This is a genomic window from Yersinia massiliensis CCUG 53443 (genome assembly GCF_000312485.1).
Taxonomy (GTDB): Bacteria; Pseudomonadota; Gammaproteobacteria; order Enterobacterales; family Enterobacteriaceae; genus Yersinia; species Yersinia massiliensis.
This window is the reverse complement of record NZ_HE997648.1, coordinates 143218-166819: the sequence shown is the minus strand read 5'-3', so window position 1 is coordinate 166819 and position 23602 is coordinate 143218. Positions and strand designations below refer to the sequence as shown.

The window sequence follows — 23602 nt, the reverse complement described above, 5'->3', positions numbered from 1 at the left end:
CGTGTAGGACTCCCTTTATGAGTGTAGGAAATGAATTGGGAAATAGCCTGATAATCTCTAAATTAAGTCTATTTAGGCATTTGTTAAGTATCGATTAGCATTAACTTATATCGAATTTATCAGCTAAAAACCCGCTTTCAACAGATCAAAATGACAAATCATTAATTCTTCTTAACTAAAAAGAATATCTTTGGCTGCTGTTTTCACTAAATTATATTTGCATCACAAATATGAAATTCCATTCATTCAGATGTGTTATCAGCGCTATACTTAAGACAATGATCTACTTTAAATTCTGGTTGTCGAATGGCAAAATTGGGTTATGCCTCAGCGAGAATTGAGGTCAAATGACATACGGTTACTTTAGTGATCATCGTCAAAACAGTGTGTTGTGATCCGTGAAACACTTCAGTTAGGGGTCACAATGCTAGTATGTAGATATCGTGTTAGCACCCGTTCAACAGGTTGAATGTTTGCTTACCCATTAATTAACATTATGGAAGGAGTTTACTTATGGCTTACAAACACATTCTGATTGCGGTTGACCTATCTCCGGAAAGTAAGGTGTTGGTGGAAAAGGCGGTCTCCATGGCCAAACCGTACAATGCCAAAGTTTCCTTGATCCATGTCGATGTTAACTACTCTGATCTTTATACCGGCTTGATTGACGTTAATCTTGGCGATATGCAAAAACGCATCTCAGAAGAAACCCACAACGCACTGACTGAGCTTTCTCAAAATGCAGGCTATCCTATTGAGCAAACCCTCAGCGGTAGTGGTGATTTGGGTCAGGTCTTGGTCGATGCGATTAAGAAATATGACATGGACTTGGTATTATGCGGCCATCATCAGGACTTCTGGAGTAAGTTGATGTCCTCAGCTCGCCAGCTGATCAATACCGTGCATGTTGACATGCTTATCGTGCCTCTGCGCGATGATGAAAATGGTGAAGACGATTAAGCACGCAATTAGGCTTAACGTTGTTACCCCTCACGCCCGCCTTTTGCGGGCGTTTTTTATGGTGCTATCGATAACCTAACCCCCTTCCCCACTCATTGATAACCACGCTAACTTTTTCTCAAAATCCCTTGCTGTATGAATATAAAGCAGTGATATAGTCGACGATGCACAACATCGTCTCCTTACTTTGTTTGATAAAAATAATACTGAGAAATGATCGTAAGGAGAGTCTTAATTTGTACAAGGAATGATTAGTAATGAATGATTTAAACTCTCTGGAGTCGTTTTTAGAATCGTTACAACAACGTGATGCCAATCAACCAGAATATCTACAAGCGGTACGTGAGGTGTTCACCTCGCTTTGGCCCTTTCTGGAACAGAACCCACATTACCGTGAACAGAGTCTACTGGAGCGCTTAGTCGAACCAGAGCGGGTGATTCAATTCCGTGTGGCTTGGACGGACGATCAAGGCAAAGTGCAAGTTAACCGCGCTTGGCGCGTTCAGTTTAGCTCTGCAATTGGTCCTTTTAAGGGGGGGATGCGCTTCCACCCATCAGTCAACTTATCAATTCTCAAATTCCTCGGATTTGAACAAACATTCAAAAATGCCCTGACCACACTACCTATGGGGGGGGGTAAAGGCGGCTCTGACTTTAATCCAAAAGGTAAAAGTCAGGCTGAAGTCATGCGTTTTTGTCAGGCACTGATGACCGAACTGTATCGCCATCTTGGCCCCGATACGGATGTCCCAGCAGGTGATATTGGCGTTGGTGGCCGTGAAGTGGCCTTTATGTCCGGCATGATGAAAAAGCTATCAAATAACACCGCTTGTGTATTTACCGGCAAAGGGCTGTCCTTCGGGGGGAGCTTGATTCGCCCAGAAGCAACAGGCTACGGCTTGGTGTATTTCACAGATGCGATGTTAAAACGCCATGGTTTAGGTTTTGAAGGCCGCAAAGTGTCCGTTTCCGGTGCTGGGAACGTCGCGCAATATACCATTGAGAAAGCGATGGAACTGGGTGCCAGAGTGATCACTGCCTCAGATTCAGGCGGTACCGTGGTTGATGAAGCGGGCTTCACACCAGAAAAACTGGCCCATTTGTCTGAAATTAAAAACAAACGTTATGGCCGCATTGAAGACTATGCCCGTGAACGTAATCTGGTTTATTTGGCGGACCAACAGCCATGGAGCGTCCCCGTTGATATCGCCTTGCCTTGTGCGACGCAGAATGAACTCGACTTGCCGGCGGCGCGTCAGTTGATTGCTAATGGCGTGAAAGCTGTGGCCGAAGGCGCAAATATGCCAACGACCATTCAGGCAACGGATGCATTTTTGGAAGCGGGTGTTCTCTTCGCGCCGGGTAAAGCCGCGAATGCAGGGGGAGTGGCAACATCTGGTCTGGAAATGGCGCAGAATGCGGCCCGCTTGAGCTGGAAGTCTGAGAAAGTCGATGTTCGACTGCATCACATCATGCTGGATATTCACCAGTCATGTGTTGAGTACGGTGGTGAAGGTAAGCAAACTCACTATGTACACGGTGCGAACATCGCCGCCTTTGTCAAAGTGGCAGATGCTATGTTGGCCCAAGGCGTACTGTAAATAATACAATATGACCCCATATTCTTTATGATATATAAATAAAGAATATGGGTATTCATATATATAATGACTTATAATTTTAAGTATAATAACTTTGCAAACAATTTAAGACGCCATTCATTAAAAAAGTAAAATTTATTGTTAATATAATGACCTGTTTTTATTCACTAGTATTATGCTATTTAATAAGGTCAAGTTAGTTATGCACGCCATCAATGAGAAAGTCATATATATCAAGCCTAAAGACATACGAAAAACTATGAATTACAAAAATAATATAAAAAAGAAAGCAACAAAAAAACTAGTAAAAAAAGTAGTATCGGAATACACATTTAACGGTAGAAAAATATATGGGAAAAGCATTAGGTTAATATATTCATTTACTCATCCAACAGAAAAATCAACGATCGCAAGTCTTAGAGGCAGCCCCATATCATTATTTAGTCCATCACAAATTTTATTCACTGAAAAATTAATGCCGTATTTTTCTGATGTAGCTAACATTTCATTTGTTAAGTCATCGGAGAATAAACATGTAAATATCGGATTTTATAATCATCACCAAAAATCTACTTTCTCTGGTATCGCCAATTTCCCGAACTACAAAAAATTTGTTTCAGTAAGCATCAATACGTATTTTGACGCAAATAATAGCCCTGTGAATTCTAATCTCGGAGGTCATGTATTGGCTCATGAAATAGGGCATGCTGTTGGGCTAAAACACACCCACAATTTAATAAATAAGCCGAAACAAAAGCAACACACTCTACAAATCAGCATCATGAGTTACCGTTCAGAACGTTATTCAGGTGGGGATTTTGGTACATTCGATCCAACAACACCACTATTACTTGATATCGCCGCACTCCAACACCTCTATGGGGCGAACATGAACACCCGCACTGGTGATACCGTCTATGGTTTCAACTCTAATAGCGAAAGAGAGTTTCTTTCGGCAAACGTAGCATCAGATAAGTTGATATTTTGTGTTTGGGATGCGGGTGGCATTGATACATTCGATTTCTCCGGATATAGCGAGAATCAAACTATTAACCTTCAGGAAATGAGTTTTTCGGATGTCGGTGGACTAATGGGGAATATCTCAATTGCTGCGGATGTTGTGATTGAAAATGCCATTGGCGGCAATGGAGATGATAAATTATATGGTAACGAAGCGGATAATATTCTGACCGGCGGTGCTGGTGCCGATCAGTTGTGGGGTAATGGAGGAAATAATATCTTCCGTTACAACAGGACGAGTGAATCCATCTCGACACGCCCAGATACCCTACATGACTTTAAGTCAGATAAAGATAAAATTGACTTATCGCCTATCTTGTTTGGCAGCAGCGGCATTGCGCTTGTTGATAGATTCAGTTCTAGTGACCAAACGGAAATAATACAAAAATATCATGAGCTAAGAGATATCACTTATCTCATGATTGATTTTGACAATAATGTGCATGAAACCGACATGATAATTTCGCTTATTGGCAAACATCAACTGACAACCAATAATTTTATTGTTAGCCCACAACTGACTGCGTAATAACTTATCAATATTCAAATTCAGGCTACCAACTTTATCGTGAGGTAGCCTGAAATTGAAATAAAGAGCGGCTAAGGTAAGTAGAGATCAAAACGGTGGCTTTTCGTTGTCACCGCTGCCTGAGCCGCAATCCCCGCCAGAGGCTCGGCATAATCGGGCCGCTTAACCACCACCCGCTTAGTTGCCAATGCTCGGGCCGGAGCCAGCAAACCATCAGCATCTTCATCTGCACCCACCAGCGATTGGAACACCCGCATCTCCTTTTTAACCAAGGCGCTTTTTTGCCGGTGCGGGTACATCGGATCGAGGTAAACCACTTCTGGCCGAGGCTCAATCGCCGCGAGCGACGTCAGGCTGGAAGCATGCAGCAGTGTTAAGCGCTCACGTAACCAAGGACCAATTTCAGCATCCTGATACCCACGGCGTAAACCATCCTCTAGCAAGGCCGCCACCACCGGATGACGCTCTAGCATTTGCACATGACAGCCTAGCGAGGCCAATACGAAAGCATCCCGCCCCAAACCTGCCGTAGCATCAACCACCCGAGGAAGATAACCTTTTTTAATCCCTACCGCTTTAGCGACAGCTTCACCCCGCCCGCCGCCAAACTTGCGACGATGGGCCTGTGTGCCAGCAACAAAATCAACATAAATGCCGCCCAGTTTTGGCTCATCTCGTTTGCGCAGTTCAAGGCGTTCAGGTGTCAACACCAGCGCCATAACGGCTTGCTCATCAGAGACTAAGCCCCAACGTTCAGCCAGAATAGACAAGGCGCCGGTATCGGCGCCTGCTTCAGACAATAGACAAATACTTACCTGTGACACATTCTAGCCCTTGATACCGTAATGGCGCAGCATAGCATCCAACTGCGGCTCACGACCACGGAAGCGCTTGAACAACGTCATTGGCTCTTCTGAGCCGCCACGGGACAGAATTTCATCGAGGAAGGATTGCCCCGTTGCTGCGTTGAAAATCCCTTCTTCTTCAAAGCGCGAGAACGCATCAGCCGAAAGTACTTCTGCCCACAGATAGCTGTAATAACCGGCGGCATAACCCCCAGCAAAGATATGGCTAAAGGCATGTGGGAAGCGGCCCCACGTTGGCGATGGCACAACCGCGACCTGTTTTTTCACTTCATACAAGATAGGCAAGATCTGTGCGCCCGTCAGTGGATCGAACTCGTAATGCATACGGAAATCAAACAGCCCAAACTCCAGTTGGCGTAAAATAAACAGTGCCGCTTGGTAGTTTTTTGCCGCCAACAGTTTATCTAGCATCTCTTGCGGCAACGGTTCGTGAGTTTCGTAATGACCCGAAATAAATGCCAGCGCTTCCGGCTCCCAGCACCAGTTTTCCATAAACTGGCTTGGTAATTCGACCGCATCCCACGGCACGCCATTGATACCCGACACACCCGCAGTATCAATTTTGGTCAACATATGATGCAAGCCATGGCCAAATTCATGGAACAGCGTGGTGACTTCGTTATGGGTAAAGAGCGCCGGTTTACCGCCGACAGGCCCGTTAAAGTTACAGGTCAGGTAGGCCACGGGTTTTTGTAACTGGCCGTTCGCCAAACGCAGGCTGCCGACACAATCATCCATCCAAGCGCCACCGCGCTTATGTTCACGGGCATACAAGTCAAGATAGAAGCTGCCACGCAGATCGCCACTGGCGTCATAGAGTTCGAAGAAGCGCACATCAGGGTGCCAAGTATCGACATCGTGGCGCTCTTTCGCGGTGATCCCGTAAATGCGCTTAACCACTTCAAACAGCCCTTCAACCACACGCTGCTCTGGGAAATAAGGCCGCAATTGTTCATCGCTGATGGAGAACAAGTGCTGTTTTTGTTTCTCGGAATAATAGGTAATATCCCAAGCTGCTAACTCACTGACACCATACTGTTTTTCAGCAAATGCCTGTAACTGTGCCAGCTCTTGCTCCGCCTGTGGGCGGGCGCGTTTCGCCAGATCATTCAAGAAACCCAATACCTGTTGTGGGTTCTCGGCCATTTTGGTCGCCAGCGATTTATCGGCATAGCTATTAAAGCCCAATAACTGTGCCAATTCATGGCGTAACGTGAGGATCTCAGCCATGATTTCGCTGTTATCCCACTTGCCTGCATTTGGCCCTTGATCAGAGGCGCGAGTTGCAAAGGCGCGATACATCTCTTCGCGCAGTTCGGCGTTATCAGCATAAGTCAGTACTGGCAAATAACTTGGCATATCCAGCGTCAACAACCAGCCATCTTGCTCTTTGGCCTCTGCCATCGCTTTAGCAGCAGCTAATGCACTCTCTGGCAGACCTTTAAGTTGCTCGACATCAGTAATCAGCTTGCTCCAACCCATAGTGGCATCAAGCACGTTATTGCTATAAGTCGAGCCTAATTCAGACAGGCGAGCCACAATCTCGCCATAGCGTTTTTGCTGCTCAGGTGCCAGACCAATACCGGACAACTGGAAGTCACGCAGTGCGTTTTCAACGGCTTTGCGCTGCGGGGCCGTCAACGCCTCAAACCCTGGCCCTTCTTTTAGGCTGACATAGGCTTGATACAAACCTTTGTGTTGCCCGACCCAAGTGCCGTATTCCGACAGCAGCGGCAGGCTTTGTTCATAAGCAGTCCGTAATTCCGGACTATTCTTCACGGAGTTTAAATGCCCAACCGGTGACCAGATCCGTGATAAGCGGTCATCTGTTTCAGCCAATGGTTGGCACAGGTTATCCCAAGTGAAAGGCCCTGATTGGGCAACAACCCGCTCCACCGTTTGACGGCATTCATCCAGAGCGGATTTCACCGCAGGCACGATATCTTCAGGGCGAATAGCAGAAAATGGCGGCAGGGAGAACGGGGTCAACAGCGGATTTGTCATAGGGTAGTCCTAATTATAATTTTGAATACCAGCGCTAGAGCGGGTCCAACGCCGGAAAATAAGTGATGAATGAATAATTAACATGAGGTCTGTTCGCATAAAAATCAATGGCACCCAGCCCCAACTCGCTAATCAAAAATCTCAATGAGCTTAAATTCTTCAAAGACCAGCAACATTTCAGGCGAGAAATCCCCCTCGCGGGTGAAAAAGGCCTGATGTTCCTTCTGCCAGTACGCCAGACTTTTATCACCCTCCCCCTCTTTCGCGGCCATCTCTGCGGTCACATCGCAAAAACGGACCAGCGTTAAGGCCACTGTCTGAATAACACAAACCGGCTCATTGCGGCTATTCAAGACAACATTATGATCGCCAATGCCCGGCGAAGCCTCTGACTTATAGGCCGTATAAGAGCCGCATGTCGCTGTTTTAGCACCACTAATGACCAGTTGTGCCAGCTCATCTGCCATTTCAGGGCTATCACCAAACGCCCACTGCAAGGTATCAGGGTATCGCTGTGCAATTATCTTATTATTCATTCTCTTCCCTAGGGTATCTCGATAAAATATTCACCGAATGATGCGTTATTCAGCGCAATTTAATGCTTTTCACTTTTTATCCATCAGACAGTTTATACTAGTGGCCATAATGTGTTGGCTGCGGTGTCTGACGATGATGTTTTGTTGCATTCACAGAGAAAAGCCGCAATAAGCACAGCCGCAATGAACAAAATCTCAATTGGTTAAAATAATATGCTCAGTTACCGCCATAGTTTTCACGCTGGCAACCACGCCGACGTCCTTAAACATACCGTTCAAAGCCTGATTATTGAGTCTTTGAAAGAGAAAGAAAAACCCTTTCTGTATTTGGATACCCACGCGGGTGCCGGTCGCTACCAGTTGAGTGGTGAGCATGCAGAACGCACGGGTGAATACCTTGAGGGCATCGGTAAACTGTGGCAACGCGATGATTTACCGGAAGATTTATCCCCGTACATGAGCGCTATCCACTATTTTAACCGTGCCGAGAAGTTGCGTTATTACCCAGGCTCACCATTGATCGCACGCCATTTATTGCGTGAAGATGACAAAATTCATCTGACCGAACTGCACCCGAGCGATTATCCGTTGCTGCGCAATGAATTCGCCAAAGATGAGCGTGCAAAAGTTCAACGCGCCGATGGCTATCAACAGCTTAAGTCGCAGTTACCGCCTGCGTCTCGCCGTGGTTTCATTCTGATTGATCCCCCTTATGAGATGAAGACAGATTATCAGGACGTGGTGAAAGGTATTCAGGAAGGCTATAAGCGCTTTGCAACCGGCACCTATGCCTTATGGTATCCAGTGGTCTTGCGTCAGCAAATCAAACGCTTATTGCGAGATCTTGAAGCCACAGGTATTCGCCGTATTTTGCAAATTGAACTGGCGGTTCGCCCTGATAGCGATCAGCACGGTATGACGGCTTCTGGCATGATTGTGATCAATCCACCTTGGAAACTGGAACAGCAAATGAACACGCTGTTGCCATGGCTACACAAGGCACTCGTACCGTCCGGCCATGGTCATACACTGGTGAAATGGGTAGTACCTGAATAAGCACAGCCTAAATCAATTGGTCACGCGAATCAGAGCCATTGATGCAACCTTTGCGACAAAACGCTGGTAAGCGTTAAACTCTTAGGCAAATTTTAAACAACTCTACCCTCAGTAATTTGCGGGTGAATATTGGAAATGACCCTGATGACCAAACATTACGACTATCTAGCAATTGGCGGTGGCAGTGGCGGGATTGCGTCGATCAACCGGGCAGCCATGTATGGTAAAAAATGTGCGCTGATCGAAGCTAAACAGCTCGGTGGCACCTGTGTGAATGTCGGTTGTGTGCCGAAAAAAGTGATGTGGCATGCCGCACAAATTGCCGAAGCCATTCACTTGTATGGCCCTGATTACGGCTTTGATACCACCGTGAATCATTTCGATTGGAAGAAACTGGTCGCCAATCGTACGGCTTACATTGATCGTATCCACCAATCTTATGAGCGTGGTTTAGGCAATAATAAGGTGGATGTGATTCAAGGATTTGCACGTTTTGTTGATGCACATACCGTGGAAGTTAACGGTGAAAAAATCACCGCCGATCACATTCTGATCGCCACCGGTGGTCGCCCGAGCCATCCGGATATCCCCGGCGCTGAATATGGTATCGATTCCGATGGTTTCTTTGATTTGGATGAAATGCCAAAACGCGTTGCTGTCGTGGGCGCGGGCTATATCGCGGTCGAAATCGCGGGTGTGCTCAATGGGTTAGGCACAGAAACGCACCTGTTTGTTCGCAAACATGCACCGTTGCGCTCGTTCGATCCGTTGATTGTGGACACGCTGCTGGAAGTGATGAACACCGAAGGGCCGACACTGCATACCGAATCTGTCCCTAAAGCGGTCATCAAAAATGCAGATGGCAGCCTAACGCTGCAATTGGAAAATGGCACAGCAGTGACTGTCGATCACCTCATTTGGGCGATTGGCCGTGAACCGGCAACAGACAACCTGAATCTGGCTGCCAGTGGCGTCAAAACCAATGATAAAGGCTATATCGAGGTTGATAAGTTCCAGAATACCAACGTCCCTGGTGTTTATGCTGTCGGTGATAACACCGGTGCAGTTGAACTGACCCCTGTGGCAGTCGCAGCAGGTCGCCGCTTGTCTGAGCGCCTGTTCAATAACAAGCCTGATGAGCATTTGGACTACAGCAATATCCCGACGGTAGTGTTCAGCCACCCACCTATCGGCACCATTGGCCTGACCGAGCCGCAAGCTCGCGAGAAGTTTGGTGACGATCAGGTGAAAGTGTACAAGTCGTCGTTCACGGCAATGTACAGCGCGGTCACTCAGCACCGCCAGCCTTGTCGCATGAAGTTAGTCTGCGTGGGCGCAGAAGAAAAGATTGTTGGCATCCACGGTATTGGTTTCGGGATGGATGAGATCCTGCAAGGCTTCGCCGTAGCCGTGAAGATGGGCGCGACCAAGAAAGATTTCGACAACACTGTCGCTATCCACCCAACCGCCGCCGAAGAGTTTGTCACCATGCGCTAAGCGTGAGCTGCCGATAACATCGGCAAACTATCGTTAAAGGCTATAAGCCCCCTTGGGTTTGTAGCCTTTTTTCGTTCCCCTTCTTTCTCACCACTCAACCTTCTTACTAATTAATCAAATGTAACCCAAACTTTGAGTTATCCTGTTGCCAGATCAAGGTTTCATTTCGCGCCATTGACGCCATGCAATGGGAGTAGAGCACATCTTTTTGTTCAGAAGTTAGCTCACACATTGACTCTCTATTTTTATAAATATTTAGCTCTTTTATTGAGCAAACTCGTCTTGCATGATTAAAAAGACCTGCCATCTGCATCGTTTTTAGGAGTCTAGGTTCTATTGCACCAATGAGTTTTTCCAGTTTTTCGATCTTTAAAATAATAGTGCCGATAGCACTCGCTGCATCATTTACATCGGGAGCCTTAGCCCAAATGGGTTCATGATGAAATACGCGATTTCGGTATTCTCTCATTTCAAAAAGTAGGTCAGTGAGCTCTTTTCTTACTTTCTTCTGGTCACGATTGATAGATGCGTAATGCCTAAATACCTTACTTAAAGATTTTGGCCATAGATAGTAGGCATTATCCACTGGATGATAAGCGGAGAAACAGTTATTCAGGATAAAATGCCACGTACTAAAATCTGTTGCGGCGATAATCTGATCATGGCTCCATTCAGGAACTTGCTCGGCCTTTTTCCCCGCCCTTCGACGGCGCTTCTCCATCTTCTGCCAGTTTTTTGTCAGTGATAGCTTTGCCTTTTCTATATTGCGATAAAAATTGTTCTCTTCAGTTTGTTCTGCACACCGAATATGCTCCCACCAAAACTCGCCAAAACGTTCCTTTGCGACCTGATCGACGGCATTACGTAATGAAATTTCTAAGTTCTGTAATAATGGGTATAGGGCAGACGCAGCATGTTGCGACCAAACATAAATTCCATAGAGTTCATCGTCAGAAGTGGTTTTAAAAGCTGCGCCATAAGTTGCTAATCGAGGACTAGAGATAAGAGCAATGACAGGGCTATAGTTGTAATCAATGGGTAACGGCATGTTCAAGTCTCCCTATTTTTTTGCGCATACCATAGCATTATTTTAGGCTTGACGGCCCCATCATAGCCCCCTATCCTGTGACTCAAGAGCCTGTACTGTCTACTTCCCCTACTCAGTAGGTACTAGTTGCGTACATAATAGGCAAAGCGATTATAGAAGCCCACCCTAGGTGGGCTTCGTCGTTTCTAAAGCCTTTTTATTATTAGCGATCAAGAATTCGTTAGTTCACCTCCATCACTCAGAAACTGACTTTCACTCCCAAGTTGCCCGTATAACCGTCCATCTCGCCATCAAAGGCGCGTTGATATTTAGCATCTACATAAATATCAACGTTGCTATTCACTTTGGCATTAACCCCTGCACCGCCCTGCCAGTAGGTTTGGCTGAATGTCGGGCGTAGGCTTGCGGTATCAATGGTCACTTCGGGGTTATCACCCAGTTGATACACGATGTCCGTTGAGAAATAAGGCGTTATAACTTGTGACAGGGTTGCCTCACGGAAGACTCGCAAGCCTGTACGAGCTTCTCCGATAGAATAATGGGTGCCATTAACGCCAGAAATATCATCGCTGAAACCACTGAGATGCAAGTATTGGTACTTCAACTGGCCCTGTGGAGCGACTTTCCAGTTATTGGCGATAAGGTATGCCTGACCGACTTCGGCAGACATCGCTACCCCATAACCATTCTGTCTAGCATCATGCTGGCTTTGATAGCGGTTGCGGTATAGCGTTCCCTGCCCGACGAGATCAACGTAGCCACCCTGCGAGGTGATTAGTGTGTAATAGCCTCCTACGCCATAGGCATCAGTTGTGATTTTGCCGGTATCAATTGATAACTCTGGACGTATCGCACGCGCTTTATCCTGCGTATCGGTTTTCTGCTGACCAAGCGTCATCATCACCCCTGCCGTGACCTGCGTTCCCAGCGTATTTTCAGCTTGGTAAAGATCATGACCCAACTGCGCAAAGCGAATATCTGAGCCATAACTAAAACGGCCCGCATCAAAGTGGTTATGCTGCCCACTGATTCGTCCCCAAGATGCTTGATTGAAACCATTCGTGGCCCCTTTAACTGAACCACGGCGCTCGTTTAAACGACCTAATGTTGTAAAACCGTAAAAGGCATTAAGCCAAGGAGCCGCAATATAGCCAGCCACTTCGTCACGATAGGCGATCACAGGTTGCTTTGGGCGGCTCGGCATAACGGTAATGGGTTTGCCAGGATCTGCTGGGTTCGCAGGGCCCACAGGGTCAGCAGGGTCAGCAGGGTCAGCAGGGTCAGCAGGGTCAGCAGGGTCAGCAGGGTCGACCGGTGACAGATAAGATTGTAAATTCCAACTGTGTTCATCAGTTTGGTATAAATAATATTTATAGGCGCCGGCGGTCACGAGGTTGCTCATCAAAAACTGGCTATAGCGGGCATCGCCGTCAACGCGAATCAATGGGATCCCTGAACCGGTGGTTAATGCGCCCAGCCCTCCTTGATTCACCACCGTGACATTATGTTCACCTGTCGCATTGCCTGTCACATGCAGCCTATCCGCCGGTGAGTTGTCATCGCCTAGCCGTGCATTAAAGACAAAACGACCATTGCCGGTTAAGTCCCCGTTCACGGTTAAGGTATTGAAATCATGGCTCCGAGCTGTAGCCGCGCCACGGTTGGCCGTAGAAAGAAAATTCACTTGGCCCAACACATTTAGTGATCTCACATCGGCATCACTGGTCACATTCCAACGGCTGCTCTGGTCGATATCAATATGAGCGGCGTTAAGTGCCGCCCCGGTCCAAGTTGCGTTATTTGTTAGCGTCAGACTGACATTGTTATTGGCATCCGCCTGAATATCGCCGACCAGAACAGAATGGTTGTCCGCCTTCAAATTGACGTTGCTGATGATATTTAGCGGTGAGGCCGTTGTGCCGACATGGGTATTGGCATTCACGAGCAAACCGTTACCGCCGACGAGCTGCGACCCATTTTTTAGCTCGATATTGATATTGGCACCAATGGCCCGAACCCCAGTCCCCTGTTCACTGACAATTTGAGCGTTGTCTAATGTCACTTCGCTGTAAATCGCATCAGCACCGGCGGCATAAATACCGCCCGCATCCATACCCGTCGTGGTTATTTGGCTGTTCTGCAACACCATGGTGCCACGGGCTTGCGTCCACAGTGCATAGGCATTGGTGCCACTGGATGTGCCGACCAGATTGTTGGCGTTGATGGATGACCCGACAAAAGTCCCTAATACCATGCTCGCATCGCCCATCGTCTGGACCGTTGCGCCATCAAGATTGAGGTGACTCCGTTTAGCCGTGATGGCCCCCGCACTGCCATTCCCCATTGTCGAGATAAACATATTGGTGGCATTAAATATTGATTGAGAATAAAGGCCATGGGCGTTATCGCCCGTGGTTTTTACCGTGGTATGGGAAGCGACTGCGGTTCCTCGGTTCTCAATGGCAATCGCATTGTTCCCATCCGTCATGACTGTGGCATGGCTAATATTTACTGATGATGTGTTATCCGGTACCCAAACCCCCGTGGCATAAGCACTTTTAGTATGGTACGAGCCGCCATGAAGCGTGACATCGGTGTACGAATTTACATCTACCAGCGCAGAATTCCCACCGCGAGAAATCGCATTGACGTTATTGAAAACGATAACGGCTTTATTCCCCAGGTTGTCGCCTGCGGCACGCAGTACTGCGCCAGAAACGAGATCAATATTGGCATTACTGATATTGGCGCTGCCATTGATATCAAATACGTTATTCATCGTACCCGTGACGGTCAGGCCATTCATCGTGATCATGGAGTCTTGCCCGACAGCGACACCGGCATATCCCTCAGTCATATTCAACGTTGTGTTATCCAATGTGGCATTTAATCCACCATTGGCGATATAAACGCCAATGCCGCTCTCCCTGTCAGAATGGGTGTTGTGAATAGCGTTATTTGTACCGGTTAATGTGGTGCCAAAATCATCCAAATAAATACCATGCCCACCACTGATATTCATTATCGTATTATTCAAGGTTAATTTTGCACCATCAAACCCTTCCACTGCATTAGCGTGGTCGCCTGAAATATTCAAGACGGTGCCATTAATATTCACTCGACTACCGATTCCCGCGGAATAAATACCACTTCCCTTATCGCCACTCGTCATTATTACCCCCCCTTGCAGATTAATCGTCCCCTCACTGTTACGAATACCCGCAGCGAACTCTCCTTCCGTCCTAATAATGGAACCCTGCAATTTGAGGGCTCCGCCTTGAGAGAGGTTGACGCCATTACCGACTCGCCCAGTGGTGTATATTGCGAGGTCTGACGCCCCAGTCACGGTGCTGCCTACCCCCTTCACTATCACCGCAGGCTGGTAGTGACCGCTTGAGTCGTAATCCCCTGAAATCGCGACGGTACGACCATCAGTGACACTGATAGTTTGTGCCACACAGCTATCAAGGGGGCTAAAAGTGGGTAATAGCAAAGTGGCAAGAAGTGTTTTGCTGAAATAGGGTCGAGCTGCTGTTTTATTTATTCTCATATTAACAACCCAAATATAAATAAATGAAGGGAAGAAAATCTTAGATTTATTGATTATTTTATTTTTACGATAGTTGTTTGACGGAGAGGTTAATTCTCCATAAGCAATCATTTCAGTTAATTGGAAATATAATTTTAACTATATATTTAATATAAGAATGCGCAACCGCTAATAGAGATATATTTCTATAATATAGGCGTTAAGATTTTTATTTAAGATTTAATGGTGATTCTTAATAAGCGTATTAGTGATAATTTTTAAATAGATTAACGCTAGATTTTGTCCACTGCATTTGTGATAACTATCGACTCTGCTATTATCAACAGATTACTTATCAGCTAATGTCATATTTTGTAGAGGAATCATCTGCATAAGGCATGGATTAATGCATTTAAGGAGAATTATGCCGAACGCACCGAAAAACAGCGCCGCACCACTGTCGTCGAGCATTGAATCGGGTAAGAAAGCGATTTCTTATATGACACGAATGACACTGCGAGTGAAAAAATATCCGGCGGTCGCCCACCTTATCCGTGCCACAGATCGTTTTAATGACCGATTAGGTAGCCAGTTTGGGGCTGCTATTACGTATTTTTCGTTTTTGTCACTGATCCCCATTTTGATGGTTTCTTTCGCCGCCGTGGGTTTTGTTCTGGCATCAAACCCTGACCTACTGGCTGAATTGATTAATAAAATCGTGAATACCATCAGTGATCCTTCGCTAGCGGCCACCCTCAAAAATACGGTCAATACCGCTATTCAGCAGCGAACCACGGTCGGGTTGACCGGCTTGGCGATTGCGCTTTATTCCGGTATCAGTTGGATGGGGAATTTACGTGAAGCTATCCGCGCTCAGTCACGGGATGTCTGGGAACGTAACCCGCAGGATCAGGAGAGATTCTATTATCGCTATGCTCGCGATTTTGTCTCGCTCATCGGGTTAGTTGTCGCGCTCATTATCACGCTCTCACTGACGTCTATCGCGGGTGCGGCGCAATCAGCCATCGTCAACGCATTAGGGCTGGGGGATATTGAATGGCTACGACCTGCCATGACCTTGATTGCAATGTCGATCTCGATAGCCGCTAATTATCTGTTATTTTTATGGATATTCTGGATTCTGCCACGACATAAACCCAAGAAAAAAGCCCTGCTGCGCGGTACGCTAATTGCGGCTATCGGCTTTGAAATTATCAAATTTATTATGACCATGATGCTGCCACGCCTTGCCAGTTCACCATCTGGCGCAGCATTTGGTTCCGTTATTGGTTTGATGGCTTTTTTCTACTTCTTTGCTCGATTGACCCTCTTTTGCGCCGCTTGGATTGCCACGGCCCAATATGCTGAGGACGACACCTTACCGCCAAGTTCAGGCGAAAAAACACGTTAGTGCGTTAACCCCCTACCCACTAAGGCCAACACCCCATAATGCTAACTCAGCATCATGGGGTCTGCCCTTGTTTCAAATTTGTCATTACACTGATGGCCCATCATCTAAAGTGAAGGACCACCTATGTCACGCGCGATAAAAAAAACGGAATTTAGAGGGATTATATTGGTGTTGATAGCGGTTATTGGACTGCTTGCAGCCTACCAAACGCGCTCTAATCATGCCGATGCATTGTGGCGAATTGTCAGCCAACAATGCGTGCCGAATATGGAAGCCAATCATGACCCGCAGCCTTGCGTTGAGGTTGATACTCAGGGGGGATTTGTGGTGTACAAAGATATGCATGGGCCATTGCAATATTTATTGATGCCGACGGAAAAAGTCACAGGTATAGAAAGCCCTCAGATACTCGCGGCCAACAGCCCGAACTACTTTTGGGATGCTTGGCAAGCTCGCCACTTTATGGCTGATAAATATGGCGCGCCCATTGATGATTCAATTATCTCCCTCACCATTAATTCGCAATTTGGCCGCTCTCAGAACCAGTTACATATTCATATCTCTTGCCTGAAACCAGAGGTAAAAAAGGCGCTAGCAGCACATGTGGCCAATTTCAGCCCACAATGGCAACCCTTAACCGGTGGCCTATTGGGCCATGATTATTTAGTTCGGCGCACCACAGCAATCGAATTACAACATTTAGGCGCGTTTCGCTTACTCGCCGATGAAGTCTCTGGGGCAAAAGATCAGATGGGCAGTTATGGTTTAGCCATGACGGCTTTGCCGAACGGTGAATTTTTGCTGCTTGCCAGTAAAGCCAGTGTGTCGAAGCTACACCGTGCATCAGTGGAGGAGTTGCAGGATCACGCTTGTCAGTTGCTTCCCCAACCACCGATACACTAGCTAGCTAGTTATTTTTTCTGCTTCATTTTATTCAGCAAGGGTGTGCATTGATTCTCTTCAGCTTCGCTGGGGGAAATCAGTGCCAGTAATGCCGCCGCTGGCGTCAGCGCAACCCCCAACACCGCCGCAATGGTGCCTCGGGCGATCAATGGCCCCGCTTTGACTCCCGCATCCGGTTGCTTAAACGTCCCCTTCACATAGAGCGGGGAACGTAAGGTCAGAATACGCAGCCCTTTACTCTCTGGATCGATGGATAAATCCAATCGTTCGGTCGCGAAGTTAATATTGCCCGTCACACTGATAATGGCGTTTTCGGTATCGATGACAAACAACCGTGGTGTGGCTAGCCCATTACGTAGCTGAATATCTGCCACTGCACAGTTAATCTTCACCTCATCATCACCAAACAACTTCGCCACCACATAGTTACCCACATTCAGACCCAGTAACTCCATCAAACTGCGGCTGATCAATCCTTGGTTGAGCAGCAAACGTAGGTTGCCATTACTGGTGGCCAGTAGGGCGGCAACCGAGTTACCGCTCGCCGTAAAGGACGCGTCGCCATTCAGTTGCCCCAAGCTGTTACGCATCGCCGTGACCTCTGGCAATAGCTCTTTCAATTGCAGCTTGCGGGCATGGAGATCAACCTTGCCTTGCATCGGGTTCTTGTTGCCATTCAGCCGTAGTGTCGCATTCAAGTTCCCCCCTGCCATGCCGAAGCGTAATGGATCGAGTAACAGCTCCCCATTATTCAGCACCACATGCGTCGACAGGTTACTCAGCGGCAATGATTTATCGCGTTCAATACGTTTCGCTGCATAGGTCACATCGGCATCCATGACGTCCCAGCTTTTGGTATCAAACTTTTCAGTCGGTAAGACCTTATTAGCCGGTTGGCGATTTCGCTCGCCACGATTCGCTTTTTCCTGATTGGAGTCAGCCCCAATCAATGGCGCTAAATCGGCAAAGCGTAATTTCTCTGATGACATTTTGCCGGTTAATTTGGGGCGCGGTTGGCTGGCGGCATAGGTCAAATCACCGTGAATATCGCTGTCGCCAATCTTACCGTTAAAGTTTTCATAGCGATAAACTGCGCCACCCGCTTGCTTGAGGCTCGCGACTAAGCGGCCATCGGTGTTGTAAGGCGGCGTCGCGGGCAGTAATACACCGATAAGCGGATAGAGGTTATCCAAGCTCGCACCCGAGAATTTCAATTGCAAATCCAAACCCGCCAGATTGCCCGGGTCCGTTAAAGTACCGGCCACCACGATTCGAGTTGAGCCCGAGCGTAAATCAGCCTGCAACGGGAATGGCCGGCTCGCGTCACTCATCGACAACATACCGCCAATTTTGCCACTGCCCGTCAATGGCTGGCCCTGATACTTGCCGTCAACCTTCCAACCGAAAATATAGTCTTCCGTGTTGCTTTGCCCGTTATTTGCAGCCTGCTGGCCTTTTTTCTCTTTGTTGTCCGTGCCGGTCACTTCGGCGAATGGCAAAGGTTTACCCAAGGGATCAATCACAGCGCGCAGGTCCGCTTTTAAAGTGGCATCGTTCAGGTTAATTTCACCACGGTCAAAAACGATATCGTCGATATTGACCGACCAAGAGGATGCGGTGTTCTCACCTTCTGTTGGGCTATTGGCCAGATGAAACGTCCAGTTATTTTTGCCGTCAGCTAGCCGCAACAAGTGAGCATCCGGTTGTGTTAGCCAAATTCGGGGGATCCAGACTTCTTTCGCCAGTAAGGCTAACGGTGCGATGCTCGCATCGACTCGTTTGAGGATGACCATTTCACCGGAGGGAAATGCTGTAGAATCGGTTTTATCGTCGGCCTTTTTATCGCTCACTAGATCCGGTGGATTGCCCAACACCAAATCTTCTGCATGAATATGTGGCCAAGGCACCCAGCCGCGCCAACCTGGTTCATCGCCTTTTCGGGACCAATCAACCCCCAAATTGCCACGAATGGCAAATGGTCGCTGCAATTCAGTGGACACTTTTTCGTTAATCGTTGGTTTGAGGCGATTCCAGTCGAAAGTCATCACAAACACAATCATCGCCACCACCAACAGAACAATCACGCCGCCAATGCCCGTGAGCACTTTTCCAGTTTTGGTCATAATAGCTCCATGCCAGTCATCAGAAGATAATGCTAAATCCACCGTTATGGTGTGCTTATTCGAGGGTCACTTTGCGGTATTTTAGTCGAAAAATCAGTCAGGAAAGTGATGAGCCGATGAATACTGTGGATTTAGAAGACTACACTAACCATAGTCGATGATGGGATAGAATCCATTATTTGGGCAGATCAATGCCGTGACGCTGGAGAGGCAACAGCGGGGAAATCACAGCATTGGCACTCATAAAACATTAGTACTCATAAAACATTAGCACTCATAAAACATTAGCCACAAAACAGCATTGGCAGCGCCTGTAATCGATCAAATGAGGTGGGTCGAGAAAGGTAATAACCTTGCGCGGCTGCGGCATCAGAACGTTGTACCATAGCCCACTCTTGTGAGGTTTCTACGCCTTCGACAATCACCCCTTTACTGTAGCGGTCCATCAAGGTGATTAGCGTGAAAAACAGTTGGTTCCCAACATCACTTTCTTGCAAAACGATAAACAGATCGCGGGCAACTTTGATGTACTCATAGCGCCAACTCAGAAATGACGTGAAATTCGCCATCCCACTACCAAAATCGTCCAGCCACAGTCGATCAGCTTCGGCAATGCGCGCAAAGGGGGTATCAAGGGAGGTATCGACATGCTCGAGTAATTCAAAGCGGACATAAGGCATAGCGTCTATCAGCAGTTTGGCCTGTCTGTCATCTTGCATCGCCATTAACGCCTGACCATCGATGTTGATCGACACCAACACTGAGTGGTGAACAAATATTGCGTGCCACTGCTTGATCATGTTCAGTTGTTCCAGCACCACATTTAAGCGGTCACCGATACTGATGGCATTGAAGTAATCCTCCGGATTCAGGCGAGTATCCGGCGATGAAGGGTGAAAAACAGCCGTGAGTAACTCGATCGCCAGTAACGCTCCGGATGTGCGATAGATAGGTTGAAAAGTGTACCGACGCTGACATTGCCGCCAGAAGCTCTGTCCTTTATTACGATCAATGGCGGCAAAGGATGGCGCTAGCAAACCTGATACTTTATTCGTCATCATCAGTTTAGTCGCCATGTTTTATGTCATCAGACCCTAATGGCAGTTCGTACCGCCGACCGTTCGATGACATCCTGTGGTAAAGGTGATTCCTTCTGGACATGTTATCGACTCCAGAGACCATAACTTTATATTGTGTCATGACAGATTCTTGCTCTCAGGCGAGTTGGCGCGGTACTTTTAAGCCATCTATAGTAGATAACTCAATAATGCCATTACACTTAATGGAGATGAATATGCCTTATGTAAATATTAAGATTACTCGCGAAGGGGCCACGGCTGAACAGAAAAAACAGCTGATCGCTGGCGTGACTCAACTCTTAGTCGACACCTTAGGTAAAAACCCAGCAACGACCGTGGTGGTGATTGATGAGGTGGATACCGATAACTGGGGGATTGGGGGTCAGTGTGTCACTGACCTTCGAAAATCGTCATAATTTTGCCCATCTGCGTGGGAAACTTGCCAGTTTCCCAACCTATATCATAAAAAATCTAAAACGTCGTTTTAATACTATTGACTCTGGCGGAGTCAGCAGTGAGACTAACCTAAACCACTCTCATCACAGACACATTCAGGAATAGGCCAGCTTTCCATGACTAGCAAAAATATTGCCGTTATCGGCGAATGCATGATTGAACTGTCACAAAAAGGTTCCGACCTTAGCCGGGGCTTTGGCGGTGATACGCTGAACACAGCGGTGTATGTTGCCCGTCAGGTTTCTGAGCAGGCGCTGAATGTGCACTATGTGACGGCACTCGGCACTGATAGCTTCAGCGAAGAGATGTTGACCGCTTGGCAGCAAGAGAAGATCCATACTGACCTTATCCAGCGTATGGATAATAAGTTGCCAGGACTATATTTCATCGAAACCGATAGCACTGGCGAGCGTACCTTCTATTACTGGCGTAATGATGCTGCTGCGCGTTTCTGGCTGACCAGCCCAGCAGCAGATGATATCTGCCAACGTTTGGAAAAATTTGATTATCTGTATCTCAGTGGCATCAGTTTGGCGATTCTGGACAGCGCCTCGCGCCAGCGCTTACTGAAATTGCTGCAAGCCTGTCGAGCAAATGGTGGCAAAGTTATCTTTGATAACAACTACCGCCCACGTCTGTGGCAGAGCAAAGAAGAGACTCAAGAAGCCTACCGTGACATGTTGGCCTGTACGGATATCGCCTTCCTGACACTGGATGATGAAGACATGCTGTGGGGCGAGAAGCCATTAGAGCAGGTGATTGATCGTACTCAAGCATTGGGCGTGAGTGAGATCATTATCAAGCGTGGCGCGGATTCTTGCATCGTCTGGGTAAAAGACGGCTTTGAAGCACACCAATACGATGTTCCGGCGGTCAAATTGCCGAAAGAAAAAGTGGTGGATACCACCGCCGCTGGGGATTCTTTCAGTGCCGGTTATCTGGCGGTTCGCCTGACCGGTGGCAGCGCCCATGATGCAGCCGTACGTGGCCACTTAACGGCCAGTACAGTGATTCAGTATCGTGGTGCCATCATCCCATTGGCGGCAATGCCTGCGGTCTGATTAACTCAGGATCGCGTTCGAAGGGGTTAACGGCACGTTTCCCCTTCGCTCAGCATTTGCCATCAAAAAGCCCAACCTACTACGCCTGAGCCATCAGAGGCTCAGCCGTAGATGATCAATAATCGTTTTCAAATTTATCAAGGCGTTGCGAGCAAAGACAGTTTAGGTGCGGACAGCGCACAGTCACCGGAGCGTACACGCAGTACGTGAGGATGACGAGCACTGCCCAATCCTAAAATGGCAAAGCGCAGTAGCCGATCAGAGAAAATCACTGAGCGGTCGTTGGCGTCGGCGGCACCGCCTCCGCACTCGCGACTGGTACCGCATCCTCTGGCACTACCGTATGCGGCGTCATAATTGCGTTATAGGCTTCTTGCAACACCTTCACATTCACTTCCGGCTCGCCTTTTGGCTGCGTCAGAATCAGCGTGGTATCTTGCGATAACTGCTGTTTCAATTCCTGATTCAACTCTGCCAATGTTAAGCCCGACAAAAATGCTTGCCGCAGTTTTTGATACTGCTCTGGCGCGATATCAACCACACCACTTTGCTGTGAACGCAGGCGCTGGCTCATCAGAATGTCAGTATCAGTGCGAGCATAGGTCGCAAACAGCTTACTGAGCTGCTCATTTTTCTGCGCCATCAACGCATCGAACTCAGCCTGGCTCAAGCCATTGGTGCGCAATGCGGCCAATTCACGGGCAACAAACGTCATCCCCGACGTGAGATTTTCCGTCGGCGTATTCAAATGAATAGCACACTGGGCACGCTGATATTGCACACGGCAATCAAAGCCTAACTTCAGGTTCTTCTGATCGTTCTTATTCAGCACTTGTTGGATATGCCAGAACAACGCCTCACGCGCTAAATCACTGCGCCAGTAGCGGCTTAATGCAACGGAGTCTTGAATCGGATGCCAAGGAGTATCCCACATCAGTGATAACGTATCTTGCGTCGCCTGTTCACCCATCAAACTCACCGGCTCTGGCGGTAATGGCGCTAACATCGCAATCGGGGCCGGTGTCGTGCGCTTCCCTTTCAGTTCCGAGAAAGTTTTACTGATTTGAGCCGCGATATTGCGGCTGTCCACATTCCCCACCACGTACAATGTCATGGCATCAGGGGTATACCACTGCTGATAAAACTGTTGTAGCTTCTCGACATCTACCGGTTGCGCCACCGGCTGGCCCGGATCATGCCCAATCAGCGAAGAACCTTTAAGCCGGTAACGCCACCAAGGCTCCTGAATATTTTGCGGGAAAGTGGCAATCGGATCGGTGGCACTGTTTAGCGCCGCATTCACCGTTTGCTCATTGACGGCCAACTTACCGCTGGTATCGGATAACCAAGCCAATGCTTCTTTCAGCAAATCAGGGCGGTTATTAGGCAAACTCAGGCTGTATAGCGTGAAGTCATAAGAGGTGATCGCCGGTGGCAACGGGCGTTCGTTATCGACCCCTTGCTGCCACAGCGACTGAAGTTGGGCAGGCGTAAAGCTCGCGCTGCTCAATAATGCCAAGCGTGGCAACAGATGGGCAAAACCCACTTGCTGCGCGCTTTCTGCTAATGAACCTGTATTGACGACCAGACGTAATTCGATTCGATCGCTTGGGCGCTGCGGCGTTGCCAGCATCTGCCATGAAAACCCGTTTTCTAACTTCCCTTGCTGCCAAGCAGGATCGGGTTGTAGTGCTTCAGCCGGCGCATTACTGCTGGCGGCCGCCAACAATAATCCACCCACTATAAGACGAATTCTGGTGCCCTGCATGTGAACCCCTACTTAATAATCTATCCAATTTTAACCCTTCTCGTTTGAAGCTACAGTGCGGTTAGCTGCCTTCCCTGACTGAAGTCAGTGCATCGCTAACGGCCTACCTGCAACGCCAATTACCTCGGGTATAAATAATACAATTTTACGTAAGT

Annotated in this window: 17 protein-coding genes; 9 read left to right on the top strand and 8 right to left on the bottom strand. The window is 47.8% G+C overall.

Annotation, left to right across the window (positions count from 1 at the left end; genetic code table 11):
* Positions 1-513: 513 nt before the first annotated feature.
* From uspA to BN68_RS18845, 3 genes are all read left to right on the top strand, one after another.
* The gene (uspA, locus tag BN68_RS18855; protein ID WP_004874931.1) at positions 514-960 is read left to right on the top strand and encodes a universal stress protein UspA; all 447 of its coding nucleotides are present in this window, start codon (positions 514-516) and stop codon (positions 958-960) included.
* Positions 961-1217: 257 nt separating this feature from the next.
* Complete coding sequence (gene gdhA, locus BN68_RS18850) at positions 1218-2561, top strand: NADP-specific glutamate dehydrogenase (RefSeq protein WP_019212745.1); 1344 nt, start codon at positions 1218-1220, stop codon at positions 2559-2561.
* Positions 2562-2820: 259 nt separating this feature from the next.
* Positions 2821-4110 carry a M57 family metalloprotease gene (locus BN68_RS18845; protein ID WP_231294049.1) on the top strand — a complete coding sequence of 430 codons (1290 nt, stop codon included), beginning with the start codon at positions 2821-2823 and terminating at the stop codon, positions 4108-4110.
* 71 nt (positions 4111-4181) lie between these two features.
* Here BN68_RS18845 and rsmJ read toward each other — a convergent pair whose 3' ends face one another.
* The 3 genes from rsmJ to BN68_RS18830 all read right to left on the bottom strand — a co-directional run bounded on the left by rsmJ (position 4182) and on the right by BN68_RS18830 (position 7516).
* Positions 4182-4934, bottom strand: coding sequence for a 16S rRNA (guanine(1516)-N(2))-methyltransferase RsmJ (gene rsmJ / locus BN68_RS18840; RefSeq protein WP_042806979.1), 753 nt, complete (start codon positions 4932-4934; stop codon positions 4182-4184).
* A 3-nt stretch (positions 4935-4937) separates the two neighbouring features.
* On the bottom strand, positions 4938-6980 hold the full coding sequence (gene prlC / locus BN68_RS18835) for an oligopeptidase A (protein ID WP_019212742.1): 2043 nt from the start codon (positions 6978-6980) through the stop codon (positions 4938-4940).
* Between the two features lie 128 nt (positions 6981-7108).
* Complete coding sequence (locus BN68_RS18830; protein ID WP_019212741.1) at positions 7109-7516, bottom strand: ASCH domain-containing protein; 408 nt, start codon at positions 7514-7516, stop codon at positions 7109-7111.
* Between the two features lie 213 nt (positions 7517-7729).
* Here BN68_RS18830 and BN68_RS18825 point away from each other — a divergent pair, with 213 nt between their 5' ends.
* Both BN68_RS18825 and gorA read left to right on the top strand, forming a co-directional pair.
* The gene (locus BN68_RS18825; protein WP_019212740.1) at positions 7730-8572 is read left to right on the top strand and encodes a 23S rRNA (adenine(2030)-N(6))-methyltransferase RlmJ; all 843 of its coding nucleotides are present in this window, start codon (positions 7730-7732) and stop codon (positions 8570-8572) included.
* 144 nt (positions 8573-8716) lie between these two features.
* Positions 8717-10069, top strand: coding sequence for a glutathione-disulfide reductase (gene gorA / locus BN68_RS18820; protein ID WP_019212739.1), 1353 nt, complete (start codon positions 8717-8719; stop codon positions 10067-10069).
* A 106-nt stretch (positions 10070-10175) separates the two neighbouring features.
* Here the strand turns inward: gorA and BN68_RS18815 are convergent, their stop codons facing one another.
* Positions 10176-11117, bottom strand: a complete 942-nt coding sequence (locus BN68_RS18815) for an Abi family protein (RefSeq protein ID WP_019212738.1) — start codon at positions 11115-11117, stop codon at positions 10176-10178.
* Positions 11118-11355: 238 nt separating this feature from the next.
* Complete coding sequence (locus BN68_RS18810; protein ID WP_042806991.1) at positions 11356-14667, bottom strand: autotransporter outer membrane beta-barrel domain-containing protein; 3312 nt, start codon at positions 14665-14667, stop codon at positions 11356-11358.
* Positions 14668-15070: 403 nt separating this feature from the next.
* Between BN68_RS18810 and yhjD the strand changes: the two genes are divergently transcribed.
* Positions 15071-16057 carry an inner membrane protein YhjD gene (yhjD, locus tag BN68_RS18805; RefSeq protein ID WP_019212736.1) on the top strand — a complete coding sequence of 329 codons (987 nt, stop codon included), beginning with the start codon at positions 15071-15073 and terminating at the stop codon, positions 16055-16057.
* Positions 16058-16180: 123 nt separating this feature from the next.
* Positions 16181-16960 (top strand): CDP-diacylglycerol diphosphatase, encoded by a 780-nt coding sequence (locus BN68_RS18800; protein ID WP_019212735.1) that lies wholly within the window; start codon positions 16181-16183, stop codon positions 16958-16960.
* A gap of 8 nt (positions 16961-16968) precedes the next feature.
* Here the strand turns inward: BN68_RS18800 and BN68_RS18795 are convergent, their stop codons facing one another.
* On the bottom strand, positions 16969-19083 hold the full coding sequence (locus BN68_RS18795) for an AsmA family protein (protein WP_019212734.1): 2115 nt from the start codon (positions 19081-19083) through the stop codon (positions 16969-16971).
* A 284-nt stretch (positions 19084-19367) separates the two neighbouring features.
* The gene (gene pdeH / locus BN68_RS18790; RefSeq protein WP_019212733.1) at positions 19368-20159 is read right to left on the bottom strand and encodes a cyclic-guanylate-specific phosphodiesterase; all 792 of its coding nucleotides are present in this window, start codon (positions 20157-20159) and stop codon (positions 19368-19370) included.
* Between the two features lie 218 nt (positions 20160-20377).
* On the opposite strand from pdeH, the gene BN68_RS18785 reads away from it, so the two are divergent.
* Positions 20378-20578, top strand: a complete 201-nt coding sequence (locus BN68_RS18785) for a 2-hydroxymuconate tautomerase family protein (protein WP_019212732.1) — start codon at positions 20378-20380, stop codon at positions 20576-20578.
* A gap of 156 nt (positions 20579-20734) precedes the next feature.
* A complete protein-coding gene (gene kdgK / locus BN68_RS18780) occupies positions 20735-21679 on the top strand; it encodes a 2-dehydro-3-deoxygluconokinase (protein ID WP_019212731.1) in 945 nt (314 codons plus the stop codon).
* A 268-nt stretch (positions 21680-21947) separates the two neighbouring features.
* Here the strand turns inward: kdgK and BN68_RS18775 are convergent, their stop codons facing one another.
* Positions 21948-23447, bottom strand: a complete 1500-nt coding sequence (locus tag BN68_RS18775; RefSeq protein WP_019212729.1) for a M16 family metallopeptidase — start codon at positions 23445-23447, stop codon at positions 21948-21950.
* Positions 23448-23602: the final 155 nt, after the last annotated feature.

What these genes read in the sequence shown, in the direction of transcription:
- uspA (WP_004874931.1), top strand. Translation starts at nt 514, where the DNA reads ATGGCTTACAAACACATTCTGATTGCGGTTGACCTATCTCCGGAAAGT.
- gdhA (WP_019212745.1), top strand. Translation starts at nt 1,218, where the DNA reads ATGAATGATTTAAACTCTCTGGAGTCGTTTTTAGAATCGTTACAACAA.
- BN68_RS18845 (WP_231294049.1), top strand. Translation starts at nt 2,821, where the DNA reads ATGAATTACAAAAATAATATAAAAAAGAAAGCAACAAAAAAACTAGTA.
- prlC (WP_019212742.1), bottom strand. Translation starts at nt 6,980, where the DNA reads ATGACAAATCCGCTGTTGACCCCGTTCTCCCTGCCGCCATTTTCTGCT.
- BN68_RS18830 (WP_019212741.1), bottom strand. Translation starts at nt 7,516, where the DNA reads ATGAATAATAAGATAATTGCACAGCGATACCCTGATACCTTGCAGTGG.
- BN68_RS18825 (WP_019212740.1), top strand. Translation starts at nt 7,730, where the DNA reads ATGCTCAGTTACCGCCATAGTTTTCACGCTGGCAACCACGCCGACGTC.
- gorA (WP_019212739.1), top strand. Translation starts at nt 8,717, where the DNA reads ATGACCAAACATTACGACTATCTAGCAATTGGCGGTGGCAGTGGCGGG.
- BN68_RS18815 (WP_019212738.1), bottom strand. Translation starts at nt 11,117, where the DNA reads ATGCCGTTACCCATTGATTACAACTATAGCCCTGTCATTGCTCTTATC.
- BN68_RS18810 (WP_042806991.1), bottom strand. Translation starts at nt 14,667, where the DNA reads ATGAGAATAAATAAAACAGCAGCTCGACCCTATTTCAGCAAAACACTT.
- yhjD (WP_019212736.1), top strand. Translation starts at nt 15,071, where the DNA reads ATGCCGAACGCACCGAAAAACAGCGCCGCACCACTGTCGTCGAGCATT.
- BN68_RS18800 (WP_019212735.1), top strand. Translation starts at nt 16,181, where the DNA reads ATGTCACGCGCGATAAAAAAAACGGAATTTAGAGGGATTATATTGGTG.
- BN68_RS18795 (WP_019212734.1), bottom strand. Translation starts at nt 19,083, where the DNA reads ATGACCAAAACTGGAAAAGTGCTCACGGGCATTGGCGGCGTGATTGTT.
- pdeH (WP_019212733.1), bottom strand. Translation starts at nt 20,159, where the DNA reads ATGGCGACTAAACTGATGATGACGAATAAAGTATCAGGTTTGCTAGCG.
- BN68_RS18785 (WP_019212732.1), top strand. Translation starts at nt 20,378, where the DNA reads ATGCCTTATGTAAATATTAAGATTACTCGCGAAGGGGCCACGGCTGAA.
- kdgK (WP_019212731.1), top strand. Translation starts at nt 20,735, where the DNA reads ATGACTAGCAAAAATATTGCCGTTATCGGCGAATGCATGATTGAACTG.
- BN68_RS18775 (WP_019212729.1), bottom strand. Translation starts at nt 23,447, where the DNA reads ATGCAGGGCACCAGAATTCGTCTTATAGTGGGTGGATTATTGTTGGCG.